Origin of the sequence: Mycolicibacterium nivoides, assembly GCF_003855255.1 — a bacterium.
Lineage (GTDB): Bacteria > Actinomycetota > Actinomycetes > Mycobacteriales > Mycobacteriaceae > Mycobacterium > Mycobacterium nivoides.
Window position 1 is genome coordinate 838,608 of the sequence record NZ_CP034072.1, and the last position, 22,945, is coordinate 861,552.

22 protein-coding genes and 1 pseudogene are annotated in these 22,945 nt (G+C 67.1%); 14 read left to right on the forward strand and 9 right to left on the reverse strand.

Annotated elements, in window-relative coordinates:
- Nucleotides 1–123: 123 nt before the first annotated feature.
- The 3 genes from EH231_RS04155 to EH231_RS04165 form a co-directional block, all read right to left on the reverse strand.
- Nucleotides 124–1,014, reverse strand: a complete 891-nt coding sequence (locus EH231_RS04155; protein ID WP_124711936.1) for an NAD(P)-dependent oxidoreductase — start codon at nucleotides 1,012–1,014, stop codon at nucleotides 124–126.
- A complete protein-coding gene (locus tag EH231_RS04160) occupies nucleotides 1,007–1,402 on the reverse strand; it encodes a carboxymuconolactone decarboxylase family protein (protein ID WP_090425424.1) in 396 nt (131 codons plus the stop codon). The genes EH231_RS04155 and EH231_RS04160 overlap by 8 nt, the downstream gene beginning before the upstream one ends.
- 86 nt (nucleotides 1,403–1,488) lie before the next feature.
- Nucleotides 1,489–2,130: a TetR/AcrR family transcriptional regulator gene (locus tag EH231_RS04165; protein WP_164480765.1), complete on the reverse strand. Its 642-nt coding sequence runs from the start codon at nucleotides 2,128–2,130 to the stop codon at nucleotides 1,489–1,491.
- Nucleotides 2,131–2,194: 64 nt separating this feature from the next.
- On the opposite strand from EH231_RS04165, the gene EH231_RS04170 reads away from it, so the two are divergent.
- From EH231_RS04170 to EH231_RS04205, 8 genes are all read left to right on the forward strand, one after another.
- Entirely contained in the window at nucleotides 2,195–3,532 is a 1,338-nt protein-coding gene (locus EH231_RS04170; RefSeq protein WP_124711937.1) for a long-chain-fatty-acid--protein ligase, read from the forward strand.
- A complete protein-coding gene (locus tag EH231_RS04175; RefSeq protein ID WP_124711938.1) occupies nucleotides 3,529–4,953 on the forward strand; it encodes an acyl-CoA reductase in 1,425 nt (474 codons plus the stop codon). Before EH231_RS04170 ends, EH231_RS04175 begins: the two co-directional genes overlap by 4 nt.
- Before the next feature lie 39 nt (nucleotides 4,954–4,992).
- Nucleotides 4,993–5,319 carry a hypothetical protein gene (locus EH231_RS04180; RefSeq protein ID WP_090425427.1) on the forward strand — a complete coding sequence of 109 codons (327 nt, stop codon included), beginning with the start codon at nucleotides 4,993–4,995 and terminating at the stop codon, nucleotides 5,317–5,319.
- A gap of 77 nt (nucleotides 5,320–5,396) precedes the next feature.
- Nucleotides 5,397–6,152, forward strand: a complete 756-nt coding sequence (locus EH231_RS04185) for a YebC/PmpR family DNA-binding transcriptional regulator (protein ID WP_090425428.1) — start codon at nucleotides 5,397–5,399, stop codon at nucleotides 6,150–6,152.
- Nucleotides 6,153–6,155: 3 nt separating this feature from the next.
- Nucleotides 6,156–6,575: a MarR family winged helix-turn-helix transcriptional regulator gene (locus EH231_RS04190; RefSeq protein WP_124711939.1), complete on the forward strand. Its 420-nt coding sequence runs from the start codon at nucleotides 6,156–6,158 to the stop codon at nucleotides 6,573–6,575.
- 21 nt (nucleotides 6,576–6,596) lie between these two features.
- Nucleotides 6,597–7,037, forward strand: coding sequence for a hypothetical protein (locus tag EH231_RS04195; RefSeq protein ID WP_090425430.1), 441 nt, complete (start codon nucleotides 6,597–6,599; stop codon nucleotides 7,035–7,037).
- On the forward strand, nucleotides 7,034–7,300 hold the full coding sequence (locus tag EH231_RS04200; protein WP_090425431.1) for a hypothetical protein: 267 nt from the start codon (nucleotides 7,034–7,036) through the stop codon (nucleotides 7,298–7,300). The genes EH231_RS04195 and EH231_RS04200 overlap by 4 nt, the downstream gene beginning before the upstream one ends.
- Nucleotides 7,297–7,626: a rhodanese-like domain-containing protein gene (locus tag EH231_RS04205; protein ID WP_090425432.1), complete on the forward strand. Its 330-nt coding sequence runs from the start codon at nucleotides 7,297–7,299 to the stop codon at nucleotides 7,624–7,626. The genes EH231_RS04200 and EH231_RS04205 overlap by 4 nt, the downstream gene beginning before the upstream one ends.
- A gap of 11 nt (nucleotides 7,627–7,637) precedes the next feature.
- Here EH231_RS04205 and EH231_RS04210 read toward each other — a convergent pair whose 3' ends face one another.
- The gene (locus tag EH231_RS04210; RefSeq protein WP_124711940.1) at nucleotides 7,638–8,288 is read right to left on the reverse strand and encodes an SDR family oxidoreductase; all 651 of its coding nucleotides are present in this window, start codon (nucleotides 8,286–8,288) and stop codon (nucleotides 7,638–7,640) included.
- Between the two features lie 132 nt (nucleotides 8,289–8,420).
- Here EH231_RS04210 and EH231_RS04215 point away from each other — a divergent pair, with 132 nt between their 5' ends.
- The 5 genes from EH231_RS04215 (at nucleotide 8,421) to EH231_RS04235 (ending at nucleotide 11,477) form a co-directional block, all read left to right on the forward strand.
- Complete coding sequence (locus tag EH231_RS04215) at nucleotides 8,421–8,801, forward strand: hypothetical protein (protein WP_124711941.1); 381 nt, start codon at nucleotides 8,421–8,423, stop codon at nucleotides 8,799–8,801.
- Nucleotides 8,802–8,876: 75 nt separating this feature from the next.
- Nucleotides 8,877–9,446 (forward strand): crossover junction endodeoxyribonuclease RuvC, encoded by a 570-nt coding sequence (gene ruvC, locus EH231_RS04220; protein WP_090425435.1) that lies wholly within the window; start codon nucleotides 8,877–8,879, stop codon nucleotides 9,444–9,446.
- Nucleotides 9,443–10,030 (forward strand): Holliday junction branch migration protein RuvA, encoded by a 588-nt coding sequence (ruvA, locus tag EH231_RS04225; RefSeq protein ID WP_090425436.1) that lies wholly within the window; start codon nucleotides 9,443–9,445, stop codon nucleotides 10,028–10,030. The genes ruvC and ruvA overlap by 4 nt, the downstream gene beginning before the upstream one ends.
- Complete coding sequence (ruvB, locus tag EH231_RS04230; protein ID WP_124711942.1) at nucleotides 10,030–11,085, forward strand: Holliday junction branch migration DNA helicase RuvB; 1,056 nt, start codon at nucleotides 10,030–10,032, stop codon at nucleotides 11,083–11,085. Before ruvA ends, ruvB begins: the two co-directional genes overlap by 1 nt.
- Nucleotides 11,086–11,090: 5 nt before the next feature.
- Entirely contained in the window at nucleotides 11,091–11,477 is a 387-nt protein-coding gene (locus EH231_RS04235; RefSeq protein ID WP_124711943.1) for a DUF1304 domain-containing protein, read from the forward strand.
- Here the strand turns inward: EH231_RS04235 and EH231_RS04240 are convergent.
- The 4 genes and pseudogenes from EH231_RS04240 to car (EH231_RS04255) all read right to left on the reverse strand — a co-directional run bounded on the left by EH231_RS04240 (nucleotide 11,474) and on the right by car (EH231_RS04255) (nucleotide 20,505).
- Nucleotides 11,474–12,743, reverse strand: a pseudogene (locus EH231_RS04240) (HNH endonuclease). The gene EH231_RS04235 and the pseudogene EH231_RS04240 sit on opposite strands and share 4 nt — an antisense overlap.
- A 46-nt stretch (nucleotides 12,744–12,789) precedes the next feature.
- Nucleotides 12,790–13,251 carry an SRPBCC family protein gene (locus EH231_RS04245; RefSeq protein ID WP_090426186.1) on the reverse strand — a complete coding sequence of 154 codons (462 nt, stop codon included), beginning with the start codon at nucleotides 13,249–13,251 and terminating at the stop codon, nucleotides 12,790–12,792.
- 84 nt (nucleotides 13,252–13,335) lie between these two features.
- A complete protein-coding gene (gene car / locus EH231_RS04250) occupies nucleotides 13,336–16,821 on the reverse strand; it encodes a carboxylic acid reductase (RefSeq protein WP_124711944.1) in 3,486 nt (1,161 codons plus the stop codon).
- A gap of 174 nt (nucleotides 16,822–16,995) precedes the next feature.
- Complete coding sequence (gene car / locus EH231_RS04255; protein WP_124711945.1) at nucleotides 16,996–20,505, reverse strand: carboxylic acid reductase; 3,510 nt, start codon at nucleotides 20,503–20,505, stop codon at nucleotides 16,996–16,998.
- A 343-nt stretch (nucleotides 20,506–20,848) separates the two neighbouring features.
- Here car (EH231_RS04255) and EH231_RS04260 point away from each other — a divergent pair, with 343 nt between their 5' ends.
- A complete protein-coding gene (locus tag EH231_RS04260) occupies nucleotides 20,849–21,469 on the forward strand; it encodes a hypothetical protein (protein WP_124711946.1) in 621 nt (206 codons plus the stop codon).
- A 4-nt stretch (nucleotides 21,470–21,473) separates the two neighbouring features.
- On the opposite strand, the gene gabT is transcribed toward EH231_RS04260, so the two are convergent.
- The gene (gene gabT / locus EH231_RS04265; RefSeq protein ID WP_124711947.1) at nucleotides 21,474–22,814 is read right to left on the reverse strand and encodes a 4-aminobutyrate--2-oxoglutarate transaminase; all 1,341 of its coding nucleotides are present in this window, start codon (nucleotides 22,812–22,814) and stop codon (nucleotides 21,474–21,476) included.
- Nucleotides 22,815–22,945 lie beyond the last annotated feature (131 nt).

A 22,945-nucleotide genomic window follows, 5' to 3' on the forward strand; every position in this document is an offset into this window, starting at 1 on the left:
GACAGCTGCGCCTCAGCTGTTCGGTGAGGATCTGGTCACCGGGCTGCGAGAGTGCGTCGGCGGTGCGGGACGCCAACACCACGTACGCCAGGACCCAGGCCGACTAGGTCTTGCCACCCATGCTCATCGGTTGCCGCCCTCCACGATGACGCCCGCGGCCTGCTCCATCGGCTTGATGACGGACGTGAAGTCGGATTCTGCGCCTTCGGTGCGAAGCGTCTGCTCCCAGATCCGTTGCACGGTCTGGGCCATCTCGACCGGCAGGCCCAGCGAGGTGGCCTCATCCAGGTACAGCCTCACGTCCTTGGCCATCAAGCCGGTGGCGAACCCGTAGTCGAAGGTGCGGGGGAGTACCGCACGTGGGAACTTGTCCCGGCTGGCGTGTGTGCCACCGGATCCGGCGTTGAGCACGTCGATCATCACGTCGGCGTCGAGCCCGGCCTTGACTCCCATCACCATCACCTCCGCCGTCGCGGCCAGGGTGGTGGCGGCCATCAGGTTGTTGATCAGCTTCATGGTCTGTGCGGCGCCGGGTTGTTCGGAGACGAAGATCGCCCGGCCCAGGACATCGAAAATCGGCTTCAGCGCATCGAATTCGGCGCGCGGACCGGACACCATCAGCGCCAGGGTGCCGGCCTGGGCGCCATGCATCCCGCCGCTGACCGGGCTGTCCAGAGCGGCGACACCCTGTGCGGCGAGTACTGCTTGATTGCGTTGTGCTGCCCCACCGCCCACCGTGGACAGGTCGACGAAGCGGCGGACCCGGTACCCAGCCGCGACGTCGGCCACCACGGATTCGGACACCTGCGGGGTCGGCAGGCTGGCCAATATCGTCTCGGTGCGGTCGGCCACGTCGCGCACGGAGCCGGCCCGCGAGGCGCCCAGCATGGTCGCCTTGGCCAGAACATCGTCGCGCATGTCGAAGGCCACCACCGGAAATCCCGCCGTCAGCAGGCGTTCCATCATGGGAAAGCCCATGTTGCCCAGGCCGATGAAGCCGATCGGCTCACTCATCGGCTGCCGGGATCTCGTCGAGGTCGGCGAACACGGCGCGGGCCAGCCGGAAGCTGTCGACCGCGGCCGGGATGCCCGCGTAGATGCCGACCTGCAGGAAGATCTCGCAGATCTCCTCGCGGGTGACGCCGTTGGTGAGCGCGCCCCGGATATGGGTGCTCAATTCGTTGGGCCGGTTCAGCACCGCGATCATCGCCAGGTTCAGCATGCTGCGGGTCTTCAGTTCCAGGCCCTCGCGGCCCCACACTGCGCCCCAACAGTATTCGGTGACCAGGTCCTGCAGCGGCTTGGAGAAGGCGTCGACGGTCCCGGCCGCTTTGCGGACATACTCCTCGCCGAGGACGGCGGTGCGGATCGCCAATCCCTTGTCGTACGTGTCTTGATCCATGGTGTGCCTTTCATGAGCTCGGGCAGATCGCTGGGCCACCACGAGGGTCGTGGTGGCTGTCACGGCATCGAGTAGCGACCACATCGTCATCGCGGTCGTACTCCGTCGAGGAACAGCCGCACCAAGGTCCGCATGCGTTTGTCCAGGTCGTCAGGATCCCAGGACACACCCCAGAGTGCGCCGGTGGCGGGGCCGCCGACCACCATGCTCAAGAACGCGCCCCCGACCACCGCGGGATCGTCGATCTCGATGATTCCCGCCTCGGCATGGCGGGCGAGAACCTCGGCGATGAACGTCAGCGCCGGCATGGTGCCCTGTTCGTACACGAGCTGGAACAGTCGGGGGAAGCGGTTGCCCTCCGCGTTGAGGATGCGCTGCAGCGCGGTGCCGGCGGGGCTGGTGATCCCGGCCAACCGGATCCGGCCGATGGCGAGCAGGGTTTCCTCGAGATCGTCGGTCTCGGCTGCTCGCAGCGTCTCGATGGGTACCAGCCAGCGGTCCACGGCACGTTGTACCGAAGCTTCGAACAGTGCGGCCTTGTCAGGGTAGAGGCTGTAGATGGTGCGTTTGGCCATGCCGGCGGCCGCGGCGATGGACTCGATGGTGGAACGCTCGAATCCGTTCTCCAGGAACACTTCCAGGGCGCAGTCGAGCAGTTCACGGTGTCGATGCTCGGCCTGTTCCCGGGTTGGCCGGCCCGCGCGGGGCCTTGACGGACTCTGGGACATGAGTACATAGTAACATGTAATGAAACGCATTAGGTGCTATTAATTCTTTCCTTCAGGAGTCACTATGGCCGCAATTGACCAACTACTTGCCCTTCAGGCGGCACCGGACAGTTACGACATCGCACCCGACGACGTGCAGCAGCTGCAGATTGACGCGGTGAACGAGCGGTTCTCCGAGCGTGTTGACCAGATCCCGTTGCTGCGCAACCGCGCTCAGGCCGCGGAGATCACCAAGGTTGCCCAGCGCGAGGATCTTGTGCCGCTGCTGTTCGCGCACGGCGCCTACAAGAGCTACGCGCAGAACTGGCTGACCGATGGCCGGTGGGATCGGATGGCCAAATGGGTCGGCACTGTCTCCACCTGTGAGCCGGCCGGTATCGCAGTTGACGGGATCGCCGGGCTCGATGAATTCGTTGCCCGGCTGGAGTCCGTCGGCTGCTACCTGAGCTGTTCCAGTGGTACCACCGGAAAACCGGCCATGATCGCCTGCTCGGAATCCGATCTGGATGTCGCGGCAAGATCGAATGTCACCGGATTGACCTGGTCAACCGGCATACCGGCCGACGGCAGCCGCAAGCTGTTCGGTCTGGGTCCGCGCACCAAGGTCGAGCGCAACGAGCGCACCCGGATCGCCCTGGTGGAGGCGTTCTCCACCGAGGCTGACAGCTATCAGCTGCCACTGGAGCCCATTTCGGTCGGTTCGATCATGGACATGATCGAACTGCGTCGCCACATCGCCGCCGGTATTGCCAGCCCTTCGGAGATCGCCGCGTTCGAGACCACCAGCGCGGAGCGGCAGAGCGCGATGGACGCCGCGAACGCCGGCGCGGTCGATGAGCTCATCGCCAGTCGCGACCGACAGCTGCTCCTTACCGGAATGTTCGCCTCGCTGTATGAGGTTGCCCAGGGGGTCCGGGCAAAAGGATTCTCCGGTAACGACTTCCGAGACGATACCGGGCTGCTGGTCGCCGGCGGCCTCAAAGGCGCCGCGCTGCCGCCGGACTATCGGGAGTTCATCTTCGACACCTTCAACATCGCCGACGAGCGGGTGTTCCACTTCTACTCCATGCAGGAGCTGAACACCCCGTTCCCGAAGTGTCGGGCCGGCCGCTACCACGTGCCACCATGGGTGCTGTTGCTGCCGTTGGACGAACCCGGCGAGAATCTCGTCGATACCTCCGCAGGTCCGGTGCAAGCGCGCGGGGCGTTCTTCGATCTGTCGCTGGACGGCCGCTGGGGTGGGGTCATCTCAGGTGACCGCATCGATGTCGATTTCGGGGCCTGCGACTGCGGCCACCAAGGGCCGACCGTCGGTCCGGACGTCACCCGCTATGCGGATCTGGGCGGGGACAAGATCACCTGCTCGGGCAACATCGAAGCCTACGTGCGGGGTGAGGCGTGAGCGCCGCGGTGGCCTTGTCGGCGCCGTTCGTGATCCGCGGAGAGCTGGTCGAGGGAGACACCTCGCGGCACCGCTCCCGCGACCTCGGTGTCGACTTCGCCACGCCCGCAATCGAACTGGATGCGCTGGTGACCCCGCGCTCGGAATTGCCGCCGCTGTTGAACGTGCCGCTGGCCGAGATCATCGACTTTCTGGTCGAGACCGGTGAACGGCTGCGGCTCGATGGCAATCCGCACATGCAGCGCTGCCTGGATCTGGTGGCCGAGACCAATCCGCTGCCACGCCGAGTGGTGGAAAACCTCTACCGCGCCGCACCGGCCCTGCTGAACCGGGACAGCCTGTGGGCCCAAGTCGAATCCAACTTCGCCGATCCGGCCGTGCTCGACGGCTGGGTGAGCCGTACCGATGCGGCCGGGAACACCGGCGCGGTGCGGGCCTTCCCGCCCCGCGTGGTGCACATGCTGGCCGGTAACGCCCCGTCCGGCTGCGTCGCGTCGATTGCCCAGAGCGCGTTGGTCAAGGGCATCAGTCTGTTCAAGATGCCCTCGTCGGATCCGTTCACCGCGGTGGCCGTACTGCGGACCATGGCCGAGATCGACCCGAACCATCCGGTGGTGCAATCGATGTCGGCGGTCTACTGGGCCGGCGGCGATGAGACGATCGAACGGACGATCTACCGCCCGCAGTACTTCGACAAGATTGTGGCCTGGGGTGGCGGACCGGCGATCAACAACGTCGTCAAGTACCTGGGCCCTGGTATCCAGCTGGTGTCCTTCGACCCCAAGTCGTCGATCTCGATGATCGGGCGTGAGGTATTCGCCTCAGACCAGGTGCTCGCCGACGTCGCCGAACGGGTGGCGGCCGACACCTGCGTCTTCAACCAGGAGGCCTGTCTGGCAAGCCGATTCGTCTTCCTGGAGACCACCGACCGGGCCCAGGCTCGTCAGTTCTGCGCCGAACTGTTGCCGCGTCTGGGCGTCGACCGGGTGTTCGGATCGGCGGTGGCGCCGCTACCGCCCACCGACATCCGCGACGAGGTCGAGGTGATGGGTGCGATGGGTGACGAACTTGAAGTGTTCGGCCGCTTCGACGGCCGCGGCATGGTGGTGCTGTCCGACGAGCCCGTGGACTTTCATCCGTCGAACAAGATCTCCAACGTGGTGATGGTGTCCTCGCTCGACGACGCGGTCCGCTACGTCAACGTGGCGACCCAGACCATCGGTGTATATCCCTTCGAACGCAAGGCCCAATTGCGCGATGCGCTGGCCGGCGCAGGCGGCCAGCGGGTGTGCCGGGTGGGCACCGCCAACGGTCACGTCGAGGGCGGCCCGCATGACGCCATGTACCCGCTCGCCCGGCTGGTGCACTGGATGGGCGATGACGACATTCTCACCGCCGACGCCAACCCGGCGCTGCCGTAAGTGCCGGGTAGCGCCCCTGCATCGGCGTACGCTGCCTGCATGTCAGCGTCGTCGACAACGTCCGTCCGGCGCCGGCCAAGTGTCGTCGAGTCGGTGATCAGTTGGGCCGTATGGGCCCTCGTCGGCCTGATCGCCGTGTTGCTGGCGTTCGCCGCGATCTTTCCGTTGGGTTTCAGCGGCGCATCTCCCGACCAGGCCGATGATGCGGCGACCGTGGCCGGATGGGCGGTTCTCACCCTGGCTCTGGTCGTCCTCGCCCCGATCGGCATGGCGATCGGGCATTGGCGGCATTGGCACATCTGGTACTGGCCGGTGCTGTGTGCCGCCTCGGCGGGTACGGCGCTCGTCTTGCTGCAGGCGTTGTAGACGTCGTATCGAGCGTGGTAGTACCGGCCACGTAAACTGGAGAGCCGGAGTTTTAACCGGAAAAGGGGCGTACCTGCATGAGCGGCCATTCCAAGTGGGCCACCACCAAGCACAAGAAGGCCGTCATCGACGCCAAGCGCGGCAAGATGTTCGCCAAGTTGATCAAGAATATCGAGGTCGCGGCACGTGTCGGCGGGGGCGACCCGGCCGGTAACCCCACTCTCTACGACGCCATCCAGAAGGCCAAGAAGAGCTCGGTTCCCAACGACAACATCGAGCGGGCCCGCAAGCGTGGCGGTGGTGAAGAAGCCGGTGGCGCCGACTGGCAGAACATCACCTACGAGGGCTACGGCCCCAACGGTGTCGCGGTGCTCATCGAATGCCTGACCGACAACCGCAACCGCGCCGCCGGTGAAGTCCGCGTCGCGATGACCCGCAACGGCGGCAACATGGCCGACCCGGGTTCGGTGGCCTACCTGTTCTCCCGCAAGGGTGTGGTGACGCTGGAGAAGAACGGCCTGACCGAGGACGACGTGCTGATGGCCGTCCTGGAGGCCGGTGCCGAGGAGGTCAACGACCTCGGCGACTCTTTCGAGATCATCTCCGAGCCCACCGACCTGGTCGCGGTTCGCACGGCGCTGCAGGACGCCGGTATCGACTACGACTCGGCCGAAGCCAGCTTCCAGCCGTCGGTGAGTGTGCCGGTCGACCTGGAAGGCGCCCGCAAGGTGCTCAAGCTCGTCGACGCGCTGGAGGACAGCGACGACGTGCAGGAGGTCTACACCAACATCGACATCCCTGACGATGTCGCTGCGCAGCTCGACGAGGAGTAGCCACTGCCCGAGCCGCCCCCATTCAGCCCGACCATCGCGCTGCTCACGATCAGCCGGGTCTGGGAATCCGCGTTCGTCGACGCCCTCAAACCGCTCGGGCTGACCACGCGCAAATTCGGATTGCTGGGGCACGTTCGCGGAAATCCGGGCATCTCGTTCAGCGAGCTGGCCCGGCGCTCGCGCATCACCGTGCAGAGTGCGCATGCGGCGGTCGCGTCGTTCGTTGAGGCGGGCCTGGTCGAGGACGCGACGGCGCACGCCGGCGCGGCGTCGACATTGCAGGTCACCCCCGAGGGCGAGGCGCTACTGGGCCGGGCTACCGAGGTCGTGGCCGAGCTGGATGCGCGATTCGCCGTTCAGTACCCCGAACTGACCGAAGCACTGCGTGCACATATGACACGGATCATGTCGGGTTCTCCATAACCTTCAGTTAGCCTGAAGGTTATGGAGTTCGTGTTGCTGTCCATCCATGTGGTGGCAGGCATCCTGTTCGTGGGCCCGGTGGCAGTGACCACCAGCATGTTTCCCCGATATGCGCCGGTGGCTGTGGCGCCGGGAGGCGGCGAACGCGTCGAGCGCAACGCCGACACCGCGCGACTGCTGCATCGCATCACCCGCGTCTACGGGCTTCTGGCGCTCGCGGTTCCGGTCATCGGCCTCGTACTCGCCACCGTGCAGGGCCGCGCGACCGAGATCTGGGTCGTCGTCGCCATGGCGCTCACGGCCGTGGCGGGCGGGTTGCTCGCGCTGCAGATCGTGCCGCGCCAACAGCGGGCGCTCGACGCTCCCGACGACGGCGCTCAATTGCGCCGTCTCGGCATGATGGCAGGCGTCTTCAACCTGCTGTGGGTGGTCGTCGTGGTGCTGATGGTCGTGCACCCGTGACGGGGTTACTCCGCACCCTCGGTGTGCTCTCGGTCCTCGAACTCGTCAGCGTGTTGGTTCTGCTGGTGAATCTCGCCACCGTGCACGACGAAGCGCTCGCACACGTCCTCGGCCCGGCGCACGGCGCGCTCTATCTGGCGGTGGCCGTCATCGCGCTGTTCGGACGTGACCTGACCGCGCGAACCCGGATCGGTGCTCTGATCCCAGTGCTGAGCGGTCCGCTCACCATGGTCAACGTGCGGCGAGAGGCGAAGAGCGCATGAGCTTCCGGCACTACCTGCGGCGACCGCCGGCCGTCAGCGCCGCCGAGGCGGTCCGCCTCGTCCATGGCGGCGCGCTCGTCATCGACGTTCGTCGCGCGTTCGAGTGGAACCGGGTTCACATTCCCGTCGCGGTGCATATGCCGCTCGAGGAGCTGCCCGAGCGCTGCCTGGAGCTTCCCGACGACCGTCTACTGATCACCTTCTGCACCGGCGGGCTCCGGTCCGCCGGTGCGGCAAATCTATTGGTGGAGAACGGTTTCGAGGCAGTCAACATGAGCGGTGGCCTGATCCACTGGCGTGCGGCGGGTGGACCGCTGACCCCCTGAGGTGAGAACGGTCAGTGCAGCGCCGAGTCGATGGGCGTCTCGCCGGAGATCACCTCGAAGGTCCGGCCCGCAGTCTCCGGCTCGTGCAGCACGGCAAGCAGCACCCCGGCGACATCCTCGCGGGGAATGCTCCCACGGCCGGTGGAATCGGCGACGGTCACGTTTCCGGTACCGGGCTCATCGGTGAGCCCGCCCGGACGCACGATGGTGGTCCGCAATCCGGAGCGGGCCCGCACGTCGGCATCCGCCTCGGACTTGGCGTGCATGTAGGCCAGGAACACCTCGTCGTAGTTCTCGTCGAGCGAGCGGTCGTCTGCGGAGAGCGCCGAGACCATCACGTAGCGGCCCACGCCGGCGGCCTCGGCCGCATCGGCCAGCAGAATCGCCGCATCGCGATCCACGGTCTGCTTGCGGGCCGCTCCGCTGCCCGGCCCGGCACCGGCCGCGAACACCACGGCGTCGGCGCCGCGCACGGCGTCCGCGACCTCGGCGACCGATGCGCTCTCGAGGTCCAGCACGACCGCGGTCGCGCCGGCCGCCTCCAGGTCGGCGGCCTGGGCGGGGTTGCGGATGAGCCCGACCGCCTCGTCGCCTCGCGCCGACAGCAACCGTTCGAGGATCAGGGCGATCTTTCCGTGTCCGCCGGCAATAACCACGCGCATATCCGTACCTCCCACGACCACGGTATCGCCGGGTCGCTCACTCAGCCCAGCGCACTGAGTGCGCGGCACTCCTCACCGGCGGCATTACGGTGATCTCGGATGCGGTGTGTGCCGCTGGAGGGGGTGGGGCGCATGGAGATCAGGCACGAGGCCGTGACCGATCCGCGCGGTGTCAATTGGACGGTGCGACGCAAGTGGATGTCCGGCCCGGACACGGCGGGGGACTCCGACGGGGTGATCGGGACGGTATTCACCGCCGTCGTGCTGCTGGTCTTCCTGGCCTGGCCGTTCTGGTTCGTGGCGAAATTCCTCGGGGTGCCCTGGACGATCGTCATCGAGCGGGACGGCAGGGAAGTCGGTACCGAACGCGTCAAAGGATGGCGAGCATCGGAGCGGCGAATGGATGAGATCCGCCGGAACATCCTCACCTCCGGTGTCTCGCAGCAGAACCCGCCGTACCCGCCGTCGCGTCAGGCGGATCGGCAAACCTCATCTGGGTACTGGTACCGCTGATTGGCGTGTCCCTGCGGCAACCCGTCGGCGCGGCCCGCTACGCTATCGAACAGATGTTCTGACGAAGGGGTTCGTGTGCGGGTGATGGGAGTGGATCCCGGGTTGACGCGCTGCGGCCTGTCTGTGGTCGAGAGCGGTCGCGGTCGGCAGGTCACCGCGCTGGATGTGGACGTGGTCCGCACCCCGGCCGATGCGCCGCTCCAGAAGCGGCTGCTGGAGATCAGCGATGTGGCCGAGCACTGGATGGACACCCACCGGCCCGACGTGATCGCGATCGAGCGGGTCTTCGCACAGCAGAATGTGTCGACGGTGATGGGCACGGCCCAGGCCGGCGGTGTGATCGCACTGGCCGCGGCCCGCCGCGACATCGAGGTCCATTTTCACACCCCGTCGGAAGTGAAGGCGGCCGTCACCGGAAACGGCCGCGCCGACAAGGCCCAGGTCACCGAGATGATCACCAGAATTCTTGCCCTGCAAGCCAAGCCGACCCCGGCTGACGCCGCCGACGCGCTGGCGCTGGCTATCTGCCACTGCTGGCGCGCCCCGATGATCGCGCGGATGGCGGCCGCCGAGGCGATGGCCGCCGAACAACGCCGCAAATATCAGGCCCGCCTGAAATCCACCGCGAAGGCGGCCCGGGCATGATCGCCTCGGTGCGTGGTGAGGTCATCGACATCGCCCTGGACCATGCCGTGATCGAGGCCGCCGGCGTCGGCTACAAGGTGATGGCGACGCCTTCGACGCTGGCCAACCTGCGCCGGGGTGCCGAGTCGCGGCTGATCACCGCGATGATCGTGCGCGAGGATTCGATGACGCTCTACGGGTTCGCCGATGGCGATGCCCGCGACCTCTTCCTGACGCTGCTGGGAGTCTCGGGCGTCGGGCCGAAGATCGCGTTGGCGACGCTGGCGGTCTACGACCCGCAGGCCCTGCGGCAGGCACTGGCCGACGGGGACGTGACGGCCCTGACCCGGGTTCCAGGCATCGGTAAGCGCGGCGCAGAGCGGATGGTGCTCGAACTGCGCGACAAGATCGGTCCGGTGACTCCCGGAGCGATCGGCGGGGCGATGGGTCACGCGGTGCGCGCTCCGGTGGTGGAAGCCCTTGTCGGACTTGGCTTTGCGGCCAAGCAGGCCGAGGAGGCCACCGACAAGGTCCTGGCCAACGATCCCGAGGCGACGACGGCTTCCGCGCTGCGGGCAGCGCTTTCCATGTTGGGTAAGAAGTAATGGGCCGTTTCGACGATGACGACGAACCCGACGAGCGGGAGGTCTCTCCGGCACTGACGGTAGGTGAAGGCGATATCGACGCCAGCCTGCGCCCGCGCTCACTGGGCGAGTTCATCGGTCAGCCCCGGGTTCGCGAGCAGCTGCAGCTGGTCATCGAGGGCGCCAAGAACCGCGGCGGCACACCGGATCACATCCTGCTGTCCGGCCCTCCCGGGTTGGGCAAGACCTCACTCGCAATGATCATCGCGGCCGAGCTGGGCTCCTCGCTGCGGCTCACCTCGGGTCCCGCGCTGGAGCGGGCCGGTGACCTGGCCGCGATGCTGTCCAACCTCGTCGAGCACGATGTGCTGTTCATCGACGAGATCCACCGCATCGCCCGGCCCGCCGAGGAAATGCTGTATCTGGCGATGGAGGACTTCCGCGTCGACGTGGTGGTCGGCAAAGGCCCTGGCGCCACGTCGATCCCGCTCGAGGTCGCGCCGTTCACGTTGGTGGGGGCGACCACCCGGTCAGGCGCGCTGACCGGTCCGCTGCGGGACCGGTTCGGGTTCACCGCGCATATGGACTTCTACGAGCCGGTTGAACTCGAGCGGGTACTGGCCCGCTCGGCCGGCATCCTCGGCATCGAGTTGGGTGTCGAGGCGGGCACGGAGATCGCCCGGCGCTCCCGTGGCACGCCCCGCATCGCCAACCGGCTGTTGCGCCGGGTCCGGGACTACGCCGAGGTCCGCGCCGACGGCGTGATCACCCGCGATATCGCCAAGGCCGCGTTGGAGGTCTACGACGTCGACGAACTCGGTCTCGACCGCCTGGACCGCGCCGTGCTCGCGGCGCTTACCCGCAGCTTCGGCGGTGGTCCGGTCGGCGTGTCGACCCTGGCGGTGGCGGTGGGTGAAGAAGCGACCACGGTCGAGGAGGTTTGCGAGCCCTTCCTGGTGCGCGCCGGCATGGTGGCCCGCACCCCGCGGGGCCGGGTGGCCACGCCGCTGGCGTGGACGCATCTGGGCATGCAACCGCCGGTTACCGGACTGGGACAGCCCGGCCTGTTTGAATAGACGGCATGGTCATCGCCGGTCTGGTGTTCGCCGCGCTCGCCGCGGTCCTGCATGTCTACATTTTCGTGATGGAGTCGCTGACCTGGACTTCACCGCGTACCCGCGCCACCTTCGGCATCAGTGAGGAGGAGGCGCAGGCCACCAAGGAGCTCGCGTTCAATCAGGGCTTCTACAACCTGTTCCTGGCGATCGTCACGGTCATCGGCATCGTCGCGGTGGGTGTGGGGCACAACGGGGTTGGGCTTGCTCTGGTATTCGCCGGGGTGGGGTCGATGCTGGCCGCCGCCGCGGTCCTGCTGACGAGCTCGCCGGACAAGGCGCGCGCGGCGATCACCCAGGGCGTCTTCCCGCTGATCGCGGTCGTGCTTCTGGTCGTGGCGTTGCTGGTCTAGGCCGCGCGCTTGTTGACCACGAGGTGGATTTCCCGGGTGAACACCCGCAGGCCACCGGCCAGCGGTGGTGCGGTCGACCGATAGGTGGCACCGGTGGGGGTGATGAATTCTGTCGTGTGCCTGCCTGATTCGTCGACACCGGCCACCACTTACCAGCCGGGGCTCTCCTTGACGTAATTGCAGCGCTCGCACTGCCCCTGACCGTTGGCCGCGGAGGTCGACCCGTTCCGGTGATGCGGCTTCACGTGGTCGATGTGCCGGATCGGGGCATCGCAGTACGGCGTGCGGCAGGTTTGATCTCGGGTGGCGATGAAGCGGGCGAGGCCCTTCGGGAACCGCCGGGACCGGGATTCCATTGCGACCAGTGCTCCGGTGTCCGGGGCGGCGTAGAGGCGGCGCAGGGTGGCCCAGGAACTGTCGTCCGCGAGGGCGTTGCCGATCATGCGCCGGGCTGCCGCTGCGGGAAGGGGCCCATGGCCCTGCAGGCGCGCGGGCTGCGCGCTGCCGGCGAACAGGGTGTCGTCGGAGAGCACCAGGTTGACCGCGACGGGGACGGGTTTGGTGACATCACGACCGGTGATGCGGGCAGTCAGCGTGTCGGCCATGACCTGACCGCGGTTGCGACCATCGGTGCAACGGTCGGCCGCATCGGTGAGTGCGGAGCGCACGGATGCCGCGTCGGTCGCGGGCAGCAGGGCCGTGACGATGGCCATGGCGTCGGGCGCCGGCCGGAAGGTGACGTTGCGATCCTCGGGGGCGCGGGTGGCCCGTTCGATGACGGATACCGGATCAAGTTGGTATGCAATGGTTTTCGCGTCCGACGTCAGCCGCGCATCGCCGAGGCCGACCAGCGTGGTGTGGTCCGCGCAGAGTTGTTCGTCGAGGCGGCGCCGGTCAGCGGGGGGACAGGCAGGCGGCCTCACGGACGATCAACCGGGCGCGGGATTCGGTCAACACCCCGGATTCCAGGGCAGCCAATGTGCACGGCATGTCGCGCACGAGGATGCGAGCATCGCTGAGGTGGTGGCTGCCGCGGGAGGGTGAATCCATGCGGGCCAGTCCGATTTCCGAGCCCAGTCCGCGCCCACGCCGCGCGACAGGAACGCCGGCGGCAGCTTCTGTGCCACGGCGGGCGGCCTCCAGGGCGGCGGCGGCGCGAGCCTGCCCGGCTGCGGCGGCCGACTTGAGTCGTTCGAGCTCCGCGATGCGATCCCGCAGCGCCGCCTCACCGGCACCGGGGTCGATCCGCGCGAATGATTCGAACATGTGTTCGATACTACGTCGAGCCTCCGACAACGGCGCACCAGTTCGCCTAGCTGTGGTTTTCCACCCATGCAGCCAGCGCGGCCAACGCCATTCGCGTGCCGGTCTCGTTGTCGGCCGGATTCACCGCGTCGGGAATCCCGTCGTGCTCGATGAGGACATCGGTGCCGTCTCCGGACTCACGCAACGTCGTCGTCATCGTCATCACGCCGCCCAAGGCGGGATCGTCGCTCTCGAACTCGATGGCTTCGACGACCCGCTCATCCGGCACCAGCTCGACGAAATGACCGTGATAGGTGTCGGTGTGGGCGCTGGACTTCCCGACGGCGTCCGGCGAGTCGTAGTGCAGTGAGATGCGGAAGGTTCCGCCCTCGCGCGCGTCGAACTTGTGTACCTCGCTGCGCATTCCGGCCGGAACCCGCCACGCCGCGATCGCGTCGGCGTCGACGAGCGCCCGATAGACCGCGACGCGGGGCGCATCGACGTGGCCGGAGACGCGCGTGCTGGTCATCTCGCCACGGTACATACTGATTGGCCGCGGTCCTTGGTAGGGACCGCGGCCGCTCAGGGGATTCTTCCCTTGTGGGGAAGTCTTTTACAGCAACCCGAGCATCTGCAGGTTGGTGATGTACTTGACGATCACTGCCGGGCTGACATGGGGGATGTCCTTGTCGGGCCCGATCTTGGCTTCCTGCACAGCCGCCCGGAACCGGTCGGTCGGCGCGGCCGCGCCCAACAACGGATGCGACGGCTGCTGGTAGTTGTGCAGCAGCGGCAGCAGTGAGGCCTGACGCTGCTTGTCCGGCAGCGTGCGCAGCGCAGTGTCGAAGCGCTGCAACCACTGGCCATATTCGTCGATGCGGTGCACCGGGTAACCAGCTTCGATCAGCCAGTCCACGAACTCGTCGAGACCGAGGCCGTCGTCGTACGGGTTCATCACGTGATACGTCTCGAACCCTTCGGTGACATGCACGCCCAGCGTCGAGATCGCCTCTGCGATGAACTCGACAGGAAGCCCGTCGTAGTGGGCCCGCTGGCGGTTGCCGTCTGCGTCGAGCTCGTAGAACGATCCGGGTGCGATGCCGGTGGCCACCAGGCTCAGCATCAACCGGGTGAACATGTCAGGCAGGTTGAGCTGGCCCGAGTAGGTGGTGTCGGCCAGGATCATGTCGCAACGGAACACCGAGACCGGCAGACCACATAGGTCGTGGGCCTCACGCAGCAGGACTTCGCCGGCCCACTTGCTGTTGCCGTAGCCGTTGGCGTAGGAATCGTCGACCTGCCGGGTCGGGCTGATCACCCGGATATCGGCATCCTCGACGAACTCACCGGGCTTGATGCCCCCGGCCACACCGATGGTCGAGACGTAGACGAACGGCTTGATCTTCGTGGTGAGCGCGATGCGGATGAGCTCGGCAGTGCCGAGGGCATTCGCGTCGAACATCTGGCTGTACGGCAGCACGTGGTTGACCAGTGCGGCCGGGTCGACGATCAGGTCGACGTCATCAGCCAGCCGCTGCCAGGTGTCGCGGTCGAGACCAAGATCGGCCTCGCCCTTGTCGCCTGCGATCACCTCAAGGTGCTTGGCGGCCAGATCCTGGTAGTGCGCAAGCAGTTTCGGGTCGCCGCCGCTGTTAGGTCCAGCACTGTCGAAGGTGGCGTCGAGCCGGGCGCGGGCCTCGGCGTCGCTCTTGGCGCGGACCAGGGCGATGACCTTGCCGTCGACCAGGTCCATGCGCTCCAGCCATTCCAGGGCCAGGTAGCGGCCGAGGAAGCCGGTGGCGCCGGTGAGCAGCACCGTGCGGACCTCGGTCGGCGCCTTGGGCAGCGACGGTGCGGCGGCCAGGGTGTCCGCGTCGAGGAACTTGTCCAGCGTCAGGTCACGTGCGTGCACCTCGGTGGCGTCACGTCCGTGCACCGACGCATACGTCGGGCGCTTGGATCCGTGGCGCTGCGCTTCGATGTAGCCGGCGATACCGGCTAGATCGGTGGCCGGGCTGACGATCACGCCGACCGGTACGTCCACGGCGAAGATCTCGTGCAGCAGGTTGGAGAATGTCAACGCCGACAACGAGTCTCCGCCCAGATCGGTGAAGTGGGCGTCGGGTGCGAGATCGGATGCCGCGGCGCCCAGCAGGGCTCCGGCGGCCCGGCTCACGGTGTCGATAACGGGTGCGTCGGCACCGCTGCGCCGTAGTTCACTCAGTTCGTTGGCCTGTCCCTCGGCCAGTTCGGTGTAGAGCTGCTCCAACCGCTGGCCGTAGTGGGTCTTCAGATTGGGCCGGGCCAGCTTGCGGATGCCGGTCAGCAGGCCGTTCTCCAGGCTGAAAGGTGTTGTCTCCACGATGAAATCGCGGGGCACCTCGTAGGACTGCAATCCGGCGGCGCGGGCCGCGTCCTGCAGCGAATCGTTGATCGCCTGCTTGGACACGGAAGGATCGGTGGGCACGACCACGGCCAGCAGGTAGGAACGCGCGCTGTTGCCGTAGACGAAGATCTGCCGCACCAGCGGGCTGTCGCCGAAGACGGCTTCCAACTTGGAAACAGCGACGAACTCGCCCTGCGAAAGCTTGAGCACGTTGTTGCGGCGGTCCAGGTATTCGACGTGATCGGGGCCGAGCTCGGCGACGATGTCGCCGGTGCGGTAATAGCCGTCCTCGTCGAACATCTCGGCGGTGATCTCCGGGCGCTTGTAGTACCCGGGGAACATCTGCTCGGACTTCACCAGCAGCTCACCGCGGGGGTGGGGCTGGTCGGTGCGGAAGTAGCCCAGATCCGGGACGTCGACCAGCTTGTAGTCGATCACCGGCGGCCGCTGGATGTGGCCGTCGACGAAGACCGAACCGGCCTCGGTCGAGCCGTACCCCTCCAGCAGGTGCATATCCAGCAGACGCTCCACCCAGCTGTGCATCTCGGCGGAGATCGGCGCGGAGCCGGTCATGGCGGAGACGAACCGCCCGCCCAGCAGGCCCTCGCGGACCTCGGTGAGCACCTCGTCCTCGCTGCCACCGGAGCGGTCCAGGCGGCTCTGATACTCCTGGAACAGCATGTCCCAGATCCGCGGCACGAAGCTGAGCTGCGTGGGCCGGACCAGGGCCAGATCGTCGAGGAAGGTCGACAGGTCGCTGCGTGCGGCGAAGTACGCGGTGCCGCCTGAGCTCAGCGTGCCGATCAGGATGCCGCGGCCCATGACGTGGCTCATCGGCATGAAGTTGAGGGTGATCGCGGGCAGCACGGACTGGTTCTCGTCCCAGGTGGCCTTCGACGCGAGCTGCCACATGTTGGCGACCTTGCTCTCCGGGTACATCGCGCCCTTGGGGGTGCCGGTGCTGCCGGAGGTGTAGATCAGCATGGTCAGCGGGTCGGTCTGACCCGGGGTGTAGAGCGGTGCGTCGGCCAGTGAGCGGCCGCGATCGAGGACGTCGGCCAGCGGCTCGACGACCACGTCGGTACCGGCGAGCGCGGTCTTGGCGGCCTGGAAGGTCTCACGTTGCGCGTCGACCTGGGGCCGGTAGTCGAAGACCACCAGGCGGCGGGGTGCGGGTCCGGAGCGGACCAATTCGACTGCGTCGTCGAGGAAGTCGATGCTCGCCGCGATCACGGTCGGTTCGGTCTCGGCGACGATGGGCCGCAGCGTGGCGACCGGGGCGCTGGTCTGCATGGGCACCGACACGGCGCCGAGTTCGATGAGTGCGGTGTCGATCGTGGTGTAGTCGACACTGGTGAACCCGAGGATGGCGACGCGGTCGCCGGGCTTCACCGGGTGGTTGTGCCAGGCGTTGGTGACGGCCTGGATGCGGTCGCCCAGCTGGCGGTAGGTGATGGTGTCAAAACGGGGCTGAAGCTCCGCGGTGGTGCGGCCGTCGGCGTCGGTGACGAGTTCCACGGCGCGCTGTCCGAGCGCGGGCCGGTCGGCGTAACCGGCGAGCACACCCTTGACGATCGCCGGCAGCCGCAGTTCAGGCTGGGCGACGGCGGCGTTGACGGCGTCGCTGGGGCGGGCGTCGGCGAACTGTGAATCGGTTTCGTACAGCGTTGCGATCCGGCGTTGGAGCCGGTCCTCGCGTGTTTCGGTGGTCATATCGGTCCCCTGAGCAAATCAAAATAACTATCGTCGGCACGTTTTCGGTGCCTACTGATTACTACGTTAGTAAAACTAATTATATTTCGAGATGCCAGCTCCGGCGGTGCGAGATGCGTCACCCCCGACGTCGTGCGCTCGCCCCACGACGGTGTGGGACGAGCGCACGGGTCCTTACAGGAGGCCCAGCTGCTGCAGGTCGGTGATGTACTTGACGATCACTGCCGGGCTGACATGGGGGATGTCCTTGTCGGGCCCGATCTTGGCTTCCTGCACTGCGGCCCGGAAGTGGTCCGTCGGGGCCAGGGCGCCCAGCATCGGCCGCTCGGGCTGCTGGTAGTTGTGCAGCAGCGGCAGCAGTGAGGCCTGGCGCTGCTTGTCCGGCAGGGCGCGCAGGGTGCTCTCGAAGCGCTGGATCCACTGCGAGTAGTCGGCGATGCGCTCGATCGGGTAGCCGGCCTCGATCAGCCAGTCGGTGAACTCGTCCATGCCGAGACCGTCGTCGTAGGGGTTCATCACGTGGTAGGTCTCGAAGCTCTCCACGGATTGCCCACCCAACGTCGAGATCGACTCGGCGATGAACTCCACCGGCAGGCCGTCGTAGTGCGAGCGCTGCCGCTTGCCGTCGGCGTCGAGCTCGTAGAACGAGCCCGGCGCGATACCGCTGGCGACGAGGCTGAACATCATCCGGGTGAACATGTCGGGCAGGTTCAGCTGGCCGGAGTATGTCGTGTCGGCCAGGATCATGTCGCAACGGAACACCGCCACCGGCAGCCCGCACAGGTCGTTGGCCTCGCGCAGCAGGACCTCGCCGGCCCACTTGCTGTTGCCGTAGCCGTTGGCGTAGCCGTCGTTGACCTTGCGGACCGCGCTCATCTCCCGGACGTCGACGTTCTCGACGAACTTGCCCGGCTCGATCTGATCGCCCACGCCGATGGTCGACACGTAGGTGTACGGCTTGATCTTCGTGGTGAGCGCGATCTTGATCAGCTCGGCAGTGCCGAGGGCATTGGGCCCGAACAACTCGCTGTACGGCAGCACGTGGTTGACCAGTGCGGCCGGATCGACGATCAGGTCGACGTCATCGGCCAGTCGCTGCCAGGTCTGCTGATCCAGGCCAAGGTTCTCCTCGCCCTTGTCCCCGGCGATCACCTCGAGGTGGTCGGCGGCCAGATCCTGGTAGTGCGCAAGGAGTTTCGCATCACCTTCGCTGTTGGGGCCGGCACTGTCGAAGGTGGCGTCCAGCCGGGCGCGGGCCTCCTCATCGGACTTGGCCCGCACCAGTGCGATGACCTTGCCGTCGACCAGGTCCATGCGCTCCAGCCACTCCAGCGCGAGGTAGCGGCCGAGGAACCCGGTGGCGCCGGTCAGCAGCACGGTGCGCACCTCGCTGCTCGCCTTGGGCAGGTTCGGCGCTGCGGCCAGGGTGTCCGCGTCGAGGAACTTGTCCAGCGTCAGATCGGCGGCACTGACTTCAGCGGCGTGCCGTCCGTGCACCGACGCATACGTCGGGCGCTTGGATCCGCTGCGCTGCGTTTCGATGTAGCCGGCGATGCCGGCCAGATCGTTGGCCGGGCTGACGATCACGCCCACTGGCACATCCACATCGAAGATCTCGCGCAGGAGATTGCCGAAGGTCAACGCCGACAACGAATCTCCACCCAGATCGGTGAAGTGGGCATCGGGTCCCAGATCAGACGCGGCAGCGCCCAGCAGGGCACCGGCAGCCCGGCTCACGGTCTCCAGCACCGGGGCGTCGGGGCTCAGGGACCGCAATGCTCGAAGCTCACCGGCCTGGGTCTCGGCCAGCTCGGTGTACAGCTGCTCCAGCCGCTCGCCGTAGTGCGCCTTCAACTTCGGCCAGGCCAGCTTGCGGATGCCGGTCAGCAGACCGTTCTCCAGAGTGAAAGGTGTTGTCTCGACGATGAAATCGCGCGGGATCTCATAGGACTGCAGGTCGGCGTCCCTGGCGACCTCTTGCAGGGATTCGCTGATCGCCTCTTTCGAAACGCTTGCGTCGGTGGGCACCACCACGGCCAGCAGATAGGGCTGCGCGCTGTTGCCGTAGACGTAGATCTGTTGCACCAGAGGGCTGTTGCCGAACACCGCCTCCAGCTTGGCCAGCGTGACGAACTCGCCCTGGGCGAGCTTGAGCACGTTGTTGCGCCGGTCGACGTAGCGCAGCTGATCCGGGCCGATCTCCGCGACGACGTCGCCGGTGCGGTAGAAACCGTCCTCGTCGAACACCGATGCGGTGACCTCGGGACGCTTGTAGTAGCCGGGGAACAGGTTCTCGGTCTTGAGCAGCAACTCGCCGCGGGGATACGGCTGATCGGTGCCGAAGTAGCCCAGATCGGGGACGTCGACAAGCTTGTAGTCGATCACCGGCGGGCGCTGGGCCACGCCGTCGAAGAGCGCCATACCGGCCTCGGTCGAGCCGTAACCCTCGAGCAGGTGGATGCCGAGCATGTCCTCGGTCCAGGTCTTGAGCTCGGCGGAGATGGGTGCCGAGCCGGTCATCGCCGCGACGAACCGTCCGCCGAGGACCTTGTCCCGCACCTCGGCCAGCACCTCGGCCTCGACCGCCTCACGGTCCTGGCCGGCATCGGCCAGGCGGTGATCGACCCGGCTCTGGAACTCGCTGTGGATCATCTCCCACACGCGCGGAACGAAATTCAGCTCCGTGGGCCGCGTCAGGGCGAGGTCCTCCAGGAGCGTCGACAGATCGCTGCGGGCCGCGAAGTAGCAGGTGCCGCCTGCGGCGAGGGAGGCGTAGAGGATGCCGCGGCCCATCACATGGCTCATCGGCATGAAGCTCAGATTGATCGCCGAGCTGACCGGCCCGAGCCAGGCCTTGCTGTTGCGCCGCCAGAACTTGCCGACCGAGCTCTGCAGGTACATCGCGCCCTTGGGGGCGCCGGTGCTGCCGGAGGTGTAGATCAGCAACGCGAGCGGGTCGGTGCCGTCGGTCTCCGGTGCCGGGGGTGTCGGCAGCTCGCTGCCGCGGGCCACCAGGTCGGCCAGGGTGTCGACCGCGATGGCGCGGCCGGCTGCGGCCAGTCGCTCGGTGGCCGATGCCACCGCGTCGCGATGGTCATCGATCTCAGGGTGGTAGTCGAAGACGAGCACATGGGCCGGAGCGTGGGCGGTCAGGGCCAGCTCGACGGCATCGGCGAGGTGGTCGACGCTCGCGGCGATCACCCGCGGCTCGGTCTCGGTCACGATCGGTGCCAGCGCCTCGGGCGAGGAGCTGGTCTGCAGGGGGACCGAGACCGCGCCGATCTGGGTCAGTGCGGTGTCGATCACGGTGTAGTCGGCGCTGGTGAATCCCAGGATGGCGATCCGGTCACCGGCTGCGACGCCGGACGCGTGCAAGGCGGCGGCGAGTGCGCGGAGCCGGTCCCAGAGTTCGCCGTAGCTGATGGTGTCGAACCGGGGGAGAAGGCGCGCGGTGGTCCGTCCGGTGGCCGGGTCGACGACGAATTCGAGGGCGCGTTCTCCGAGTGCGGGCCGCTCGGCGTAGCCCTGCAGGACGGTCTGGACGATTTCGGGCAGGAGTAGGCCGGGGACGTCGACGGCGGCGGTGACGGTGTCGCTGGGAATCGCGGCGGCGAACTGTGGATCGGTGGCAGTCAGATCGGCGATACGGCTCGCCAGTTGCTCATCACGAGTATCAAACGACATCAAAAACCCTCTTTACAGATAGCTGAAATAATCACCGGCGCGACGTTGCGCTAACCAACTACTACGTTAGTGAAACTAAACTTATTTCCGGAAAACCAGCTTCTCGGCTGTCAATGTGCTGTGAGTGTGAGCGTTCCTGAGTGCGAGCCAGGGAAGGCCTGATAGCCGGGTCAACGGATTGCTGGAACGGCCGCCCGCGCGGGTATCCGCCCGGTGGCCCCATCGTTCCCAGGCGGCGGCCAGCTCATCGCGCAGGGCGTTCCCGACGAGACGCATCCCCTCAGAGTAGGGGCGTTACTGCCACGGAGTTTGGGGTACCCACCGGGGTGTCAAAGGAGGCATCATGACCGAATTCGATACCCGCGGCAGTCGTCTGCGCATGGCACGCAGCCGCGGAGCCGCCAGCGGGTTCCTGCTGGTCCTGCTCGGAATCTGGGGTGCACTGATCCCGTTCGTCGGACCGTACTTCGACTTCGCGTTCACCCCGGATCAGGGTTGGGTCTGGACGACGGCGCGCGGCTGGCTGGAGGTGCTTCCGGGCGCCGCGACAGCCCTCGGCGGCCTTCTGCTGCTGGGCTCGGGGAACCGCGCCACCGCACTGATGGGCGCGTGGCTGGCAGTGCTGGCCGGGGCCTGGTTCGTGGTGGGCCGGGCGCTCGCAGGGCCGCTTGGCATCGGTGATGCCGGGATGCCGATAGCTGTGACCGACGCCAAGCGAGTGTCGCTGGAGCTGGCGTACTTCTCCGGGCTGGGAGCGCTGATCGTGTTCCTCGGCGCCATGGCGCTCGGTCGGTTGTCGGTCCGCAGTGTGCGTGATGTCCAGTACGCGCAACGCCCCGTCGTCCGCCCCGAGCCCGCCGAGCCCGTCGCGGTCGCCGACGCGCCGCCCGCCGAAGTCACGTCCGCGCCCAAACGCCGGAGCTGGGGCGGACTGTTCGGTGGACGTCACACCCACGCGCACTAGCGCGTCAGAGGTCCCGCAGGATCAGCTCGAGCACGTCGAGTCCCTCGACGAGCAGTTCGTCGCTGATCGTCAACGGCGGCAGGAAGCGCAGCACGTTGCCGTAGGTGCCGCAGGACAGCACGATCACCCCGGCCGCATGGGCGCCGGCGCACAGCGCCTTGGTGAGATCCGGGTCGGGTGTGGTTGTGCCTGCCTTGACCAGTTCGACGGCGATCATCGCGCCCCGGCCGCGCACGTCGCCGATCCGGTCGTCCTCGGCCTGCAACCGGCCCAGCCGGTCCTTCATCAGGAGTTCGATGTGCTGGGCACGGGCTACCAAACCGTCGGCCTCGATGGTCTCGATGGTGGCCAGCGCCGCCGCGCACGCGATCGGATTGCCGCCGTAGGTGCCGCCCAGTCCAGACACGTGCGGCGAGTCCATGATCTCGGCGCGTCCGGTCACCCCGGACAGTGGCAGACCGTCGGCGATGCCCTTGGCGGTGACGATGAGGTCGGGATCGATGCCCTCGTGCTCACACGCGAACATCGCGCCCGTCCGGGCGAACCCGGTCTGCACCTCGTCGGCGATGAACACCACGTTGTTGTCGCGGCACCACCCCAGCAGCGCGGGCAGGAACCCGTCGGCCGGGACGATGAACCCGCCTTCGCCTTGGATGGGTTCGATGATGACCGCGGCCAGGTTGTCCGCCCCGATCTGCTTCTCCATCACGTCGATGGCCCGCTTGGCCGCGAGTGCGCCGTCGGTGGCCAGCTCCTTGCCGAACTCGGCATCGCGGAAGGGGTAGGACAGCGGTGCCCGGTAGATCTCGGGCGCGAACGGGCCGAAACCGTGCTTGTAGGGCATGGACTTTGCGGTCAGCGCCATCGTGAGGTTGGTGCGTCCGTGGTAAGCGTGGTCGAACGCGACGACGGCAGACTTGTGCGTGTAGGACCGGGCGATCTTGACCGCGTTCTCCACGGCCTCCGAACCGGAGTTGAACAAGGCCGAGCGCTTCTCGCCGCGGACCGGCGTCAGCCGGTTGAGGTGCTCGCAGACCGCGACGTACTTCTCATACGGCGTCACCATGAAGCACGTGTGGGTGAACTCGCCGGCCTGCGTGGCCACCGCCTCGACCACGCGCGGCGACGAGTTGCCGATGGTGGTGACAGCAATGCCCGAGCCCAGGTCGATGAGCCGGTTGCCGTCGACGTCCTCGACGATGCCGCCCCCGGCCCGAGCGGCATACACGGGCATGGTGTTTCCCACGCCGCGGGCCACCGCAGCCGTTTTGCGGCCGATCAACGCCTCAGATTTGGGGCCGGGAATGGTGGTGGCCAGATGGCGACTCTGCTCGGGATGACTCAACACTGCCTCCTCGACGGGGGAAGGGCGGCGCCGGAAAGAACGCGTATCGAGCCTAGTCGCGCGGACCGCCAGTCGGCGGCGAATGGGGTGGTCCGGGTCGGCGGCGGTATCGTGGCCTCGGTCGCCCTGAC

Excerpts from the sequence above, each read along its gene's own strand:
- car (WP_124711944.1), bottom strand. The coding sequence starts at position 16,821 with ATGACCACCGAAACACGCGAGGACCGGCTCCAACGCCGGATCGCAACG.
- EH231_RS04195 (WP_090425430.1), top strand. The coding sequence starts at position 6,597 with ATGGAGTTCGTGTTGCTGTCCATCCATGTGGTGGCAGGCATCCTGTTC.
- EH231_RS04205 (WP_090425432.1), top strand. The coding sequence starts at position 7,297 with ATGAGCTTCCGGCACTACCTGCGGCGACCGCCGGCCGTCAGCGCCGCC.
- EH231_RS04215 (WP_124711941.1), top strand. The coding sequence starts at position 8,421 with ATGGAGATCAGGCACGAGGCCGTGACCGATCCGCGCGGTGTCAATTGG.
- EH231_RS04170 (WP_124711937.1), top strand. The coding sequence starts at position 2,195 with ATGGCCGCAATTGACCAACTACTTGCCCTTCAGGCGGCACCGGACAGT.
- EH231_RS04260 (WP_124711946.1), top strand. The coding sequence starts at position 20,849 with ATGACCGAATTCGATACCCGCGGCAGTCGTCTGCGCATGGCACGCAGC.
- EH231_RS04245 (WP_090426186.1), bottom strand. The coding sequence starts at position 13,251 with ATGACCAGCACGCGCGTCTCCGGCCACGTCGATGCGCCCCGCGTCGCG.
- EH231_RS04155 (WP_124711936.1), bottom strand. The coding sequence starts at position 1,014 with ATGAGTGAGCCGATCGGCTTCATCGGCCTGGGCAACATGGGCTTTCCC.
- EH231_RS04160 (WP_090425424.1), bottom strand. The coding sequence starts at position 1,402 with ATGGATCAAGACACGTACGACAAGGGATTGGCGATCCGCACCGCCGTC.
- ruvA (WP_090425436.1), top strand. The coding sequence starts at position 9,443 with ATGATCGCCTCGGTGCGTGGTGAGGTCATCGACATCGCCCTGGACCAT.
- ruvB (WP_124711942.1), top strand. The coding sequence starts at position 10,030 with ATGGGCCGTTTCGACGATGACGACGAACCCGACGAGCGGGAGGTCTCT.
- EH231_RS04165 (WP_164480765.1), bottom strand. The coding sequence starts at position 2,130 with ATGTCCCAGAGTCCGTCAAGGCCCCGCGCGGGCCGGCCAACCCGGGAA.
- EH231_RS04235 (WP_124711943.1), top strand. The coding sequence starts at position 11,091 with ATGGTCATCGCCGGTCTGGTGTTCGCCGCGCTCGCCGCGGTCCTGCAT.
- car (WP_124711945.1), bottom strand. The coding sequence starts at position 20,505 with ATGTCGTTTGATACTCGTGATGAGCAACTGGCGAGCCGTATCGCCGAT.
- EH231_RS04180 (WP_090425427.1), top strand. The coding sequence starts at position 4,993 with ATGTCAGCGTCGTCGACAACGTCCGTCCGGCGCCGGCCAAGTGTCGTC.
- EH231_RS04210 (WP_124711940.1), bottom strand. The coding sequence starts at position 8,288 with ATGCGCGTGGTTATTGCCGGCGGACACGGAAAGATCGCCCTGATCCTC.
- EH231_RS04185 (WP_090425428.1), top strand. The coding sequence starts at position 5,397 with ATGAGCGGCCATTCCAAGTGGGCCACCACCAAGCACAAGAAGGCCGTC.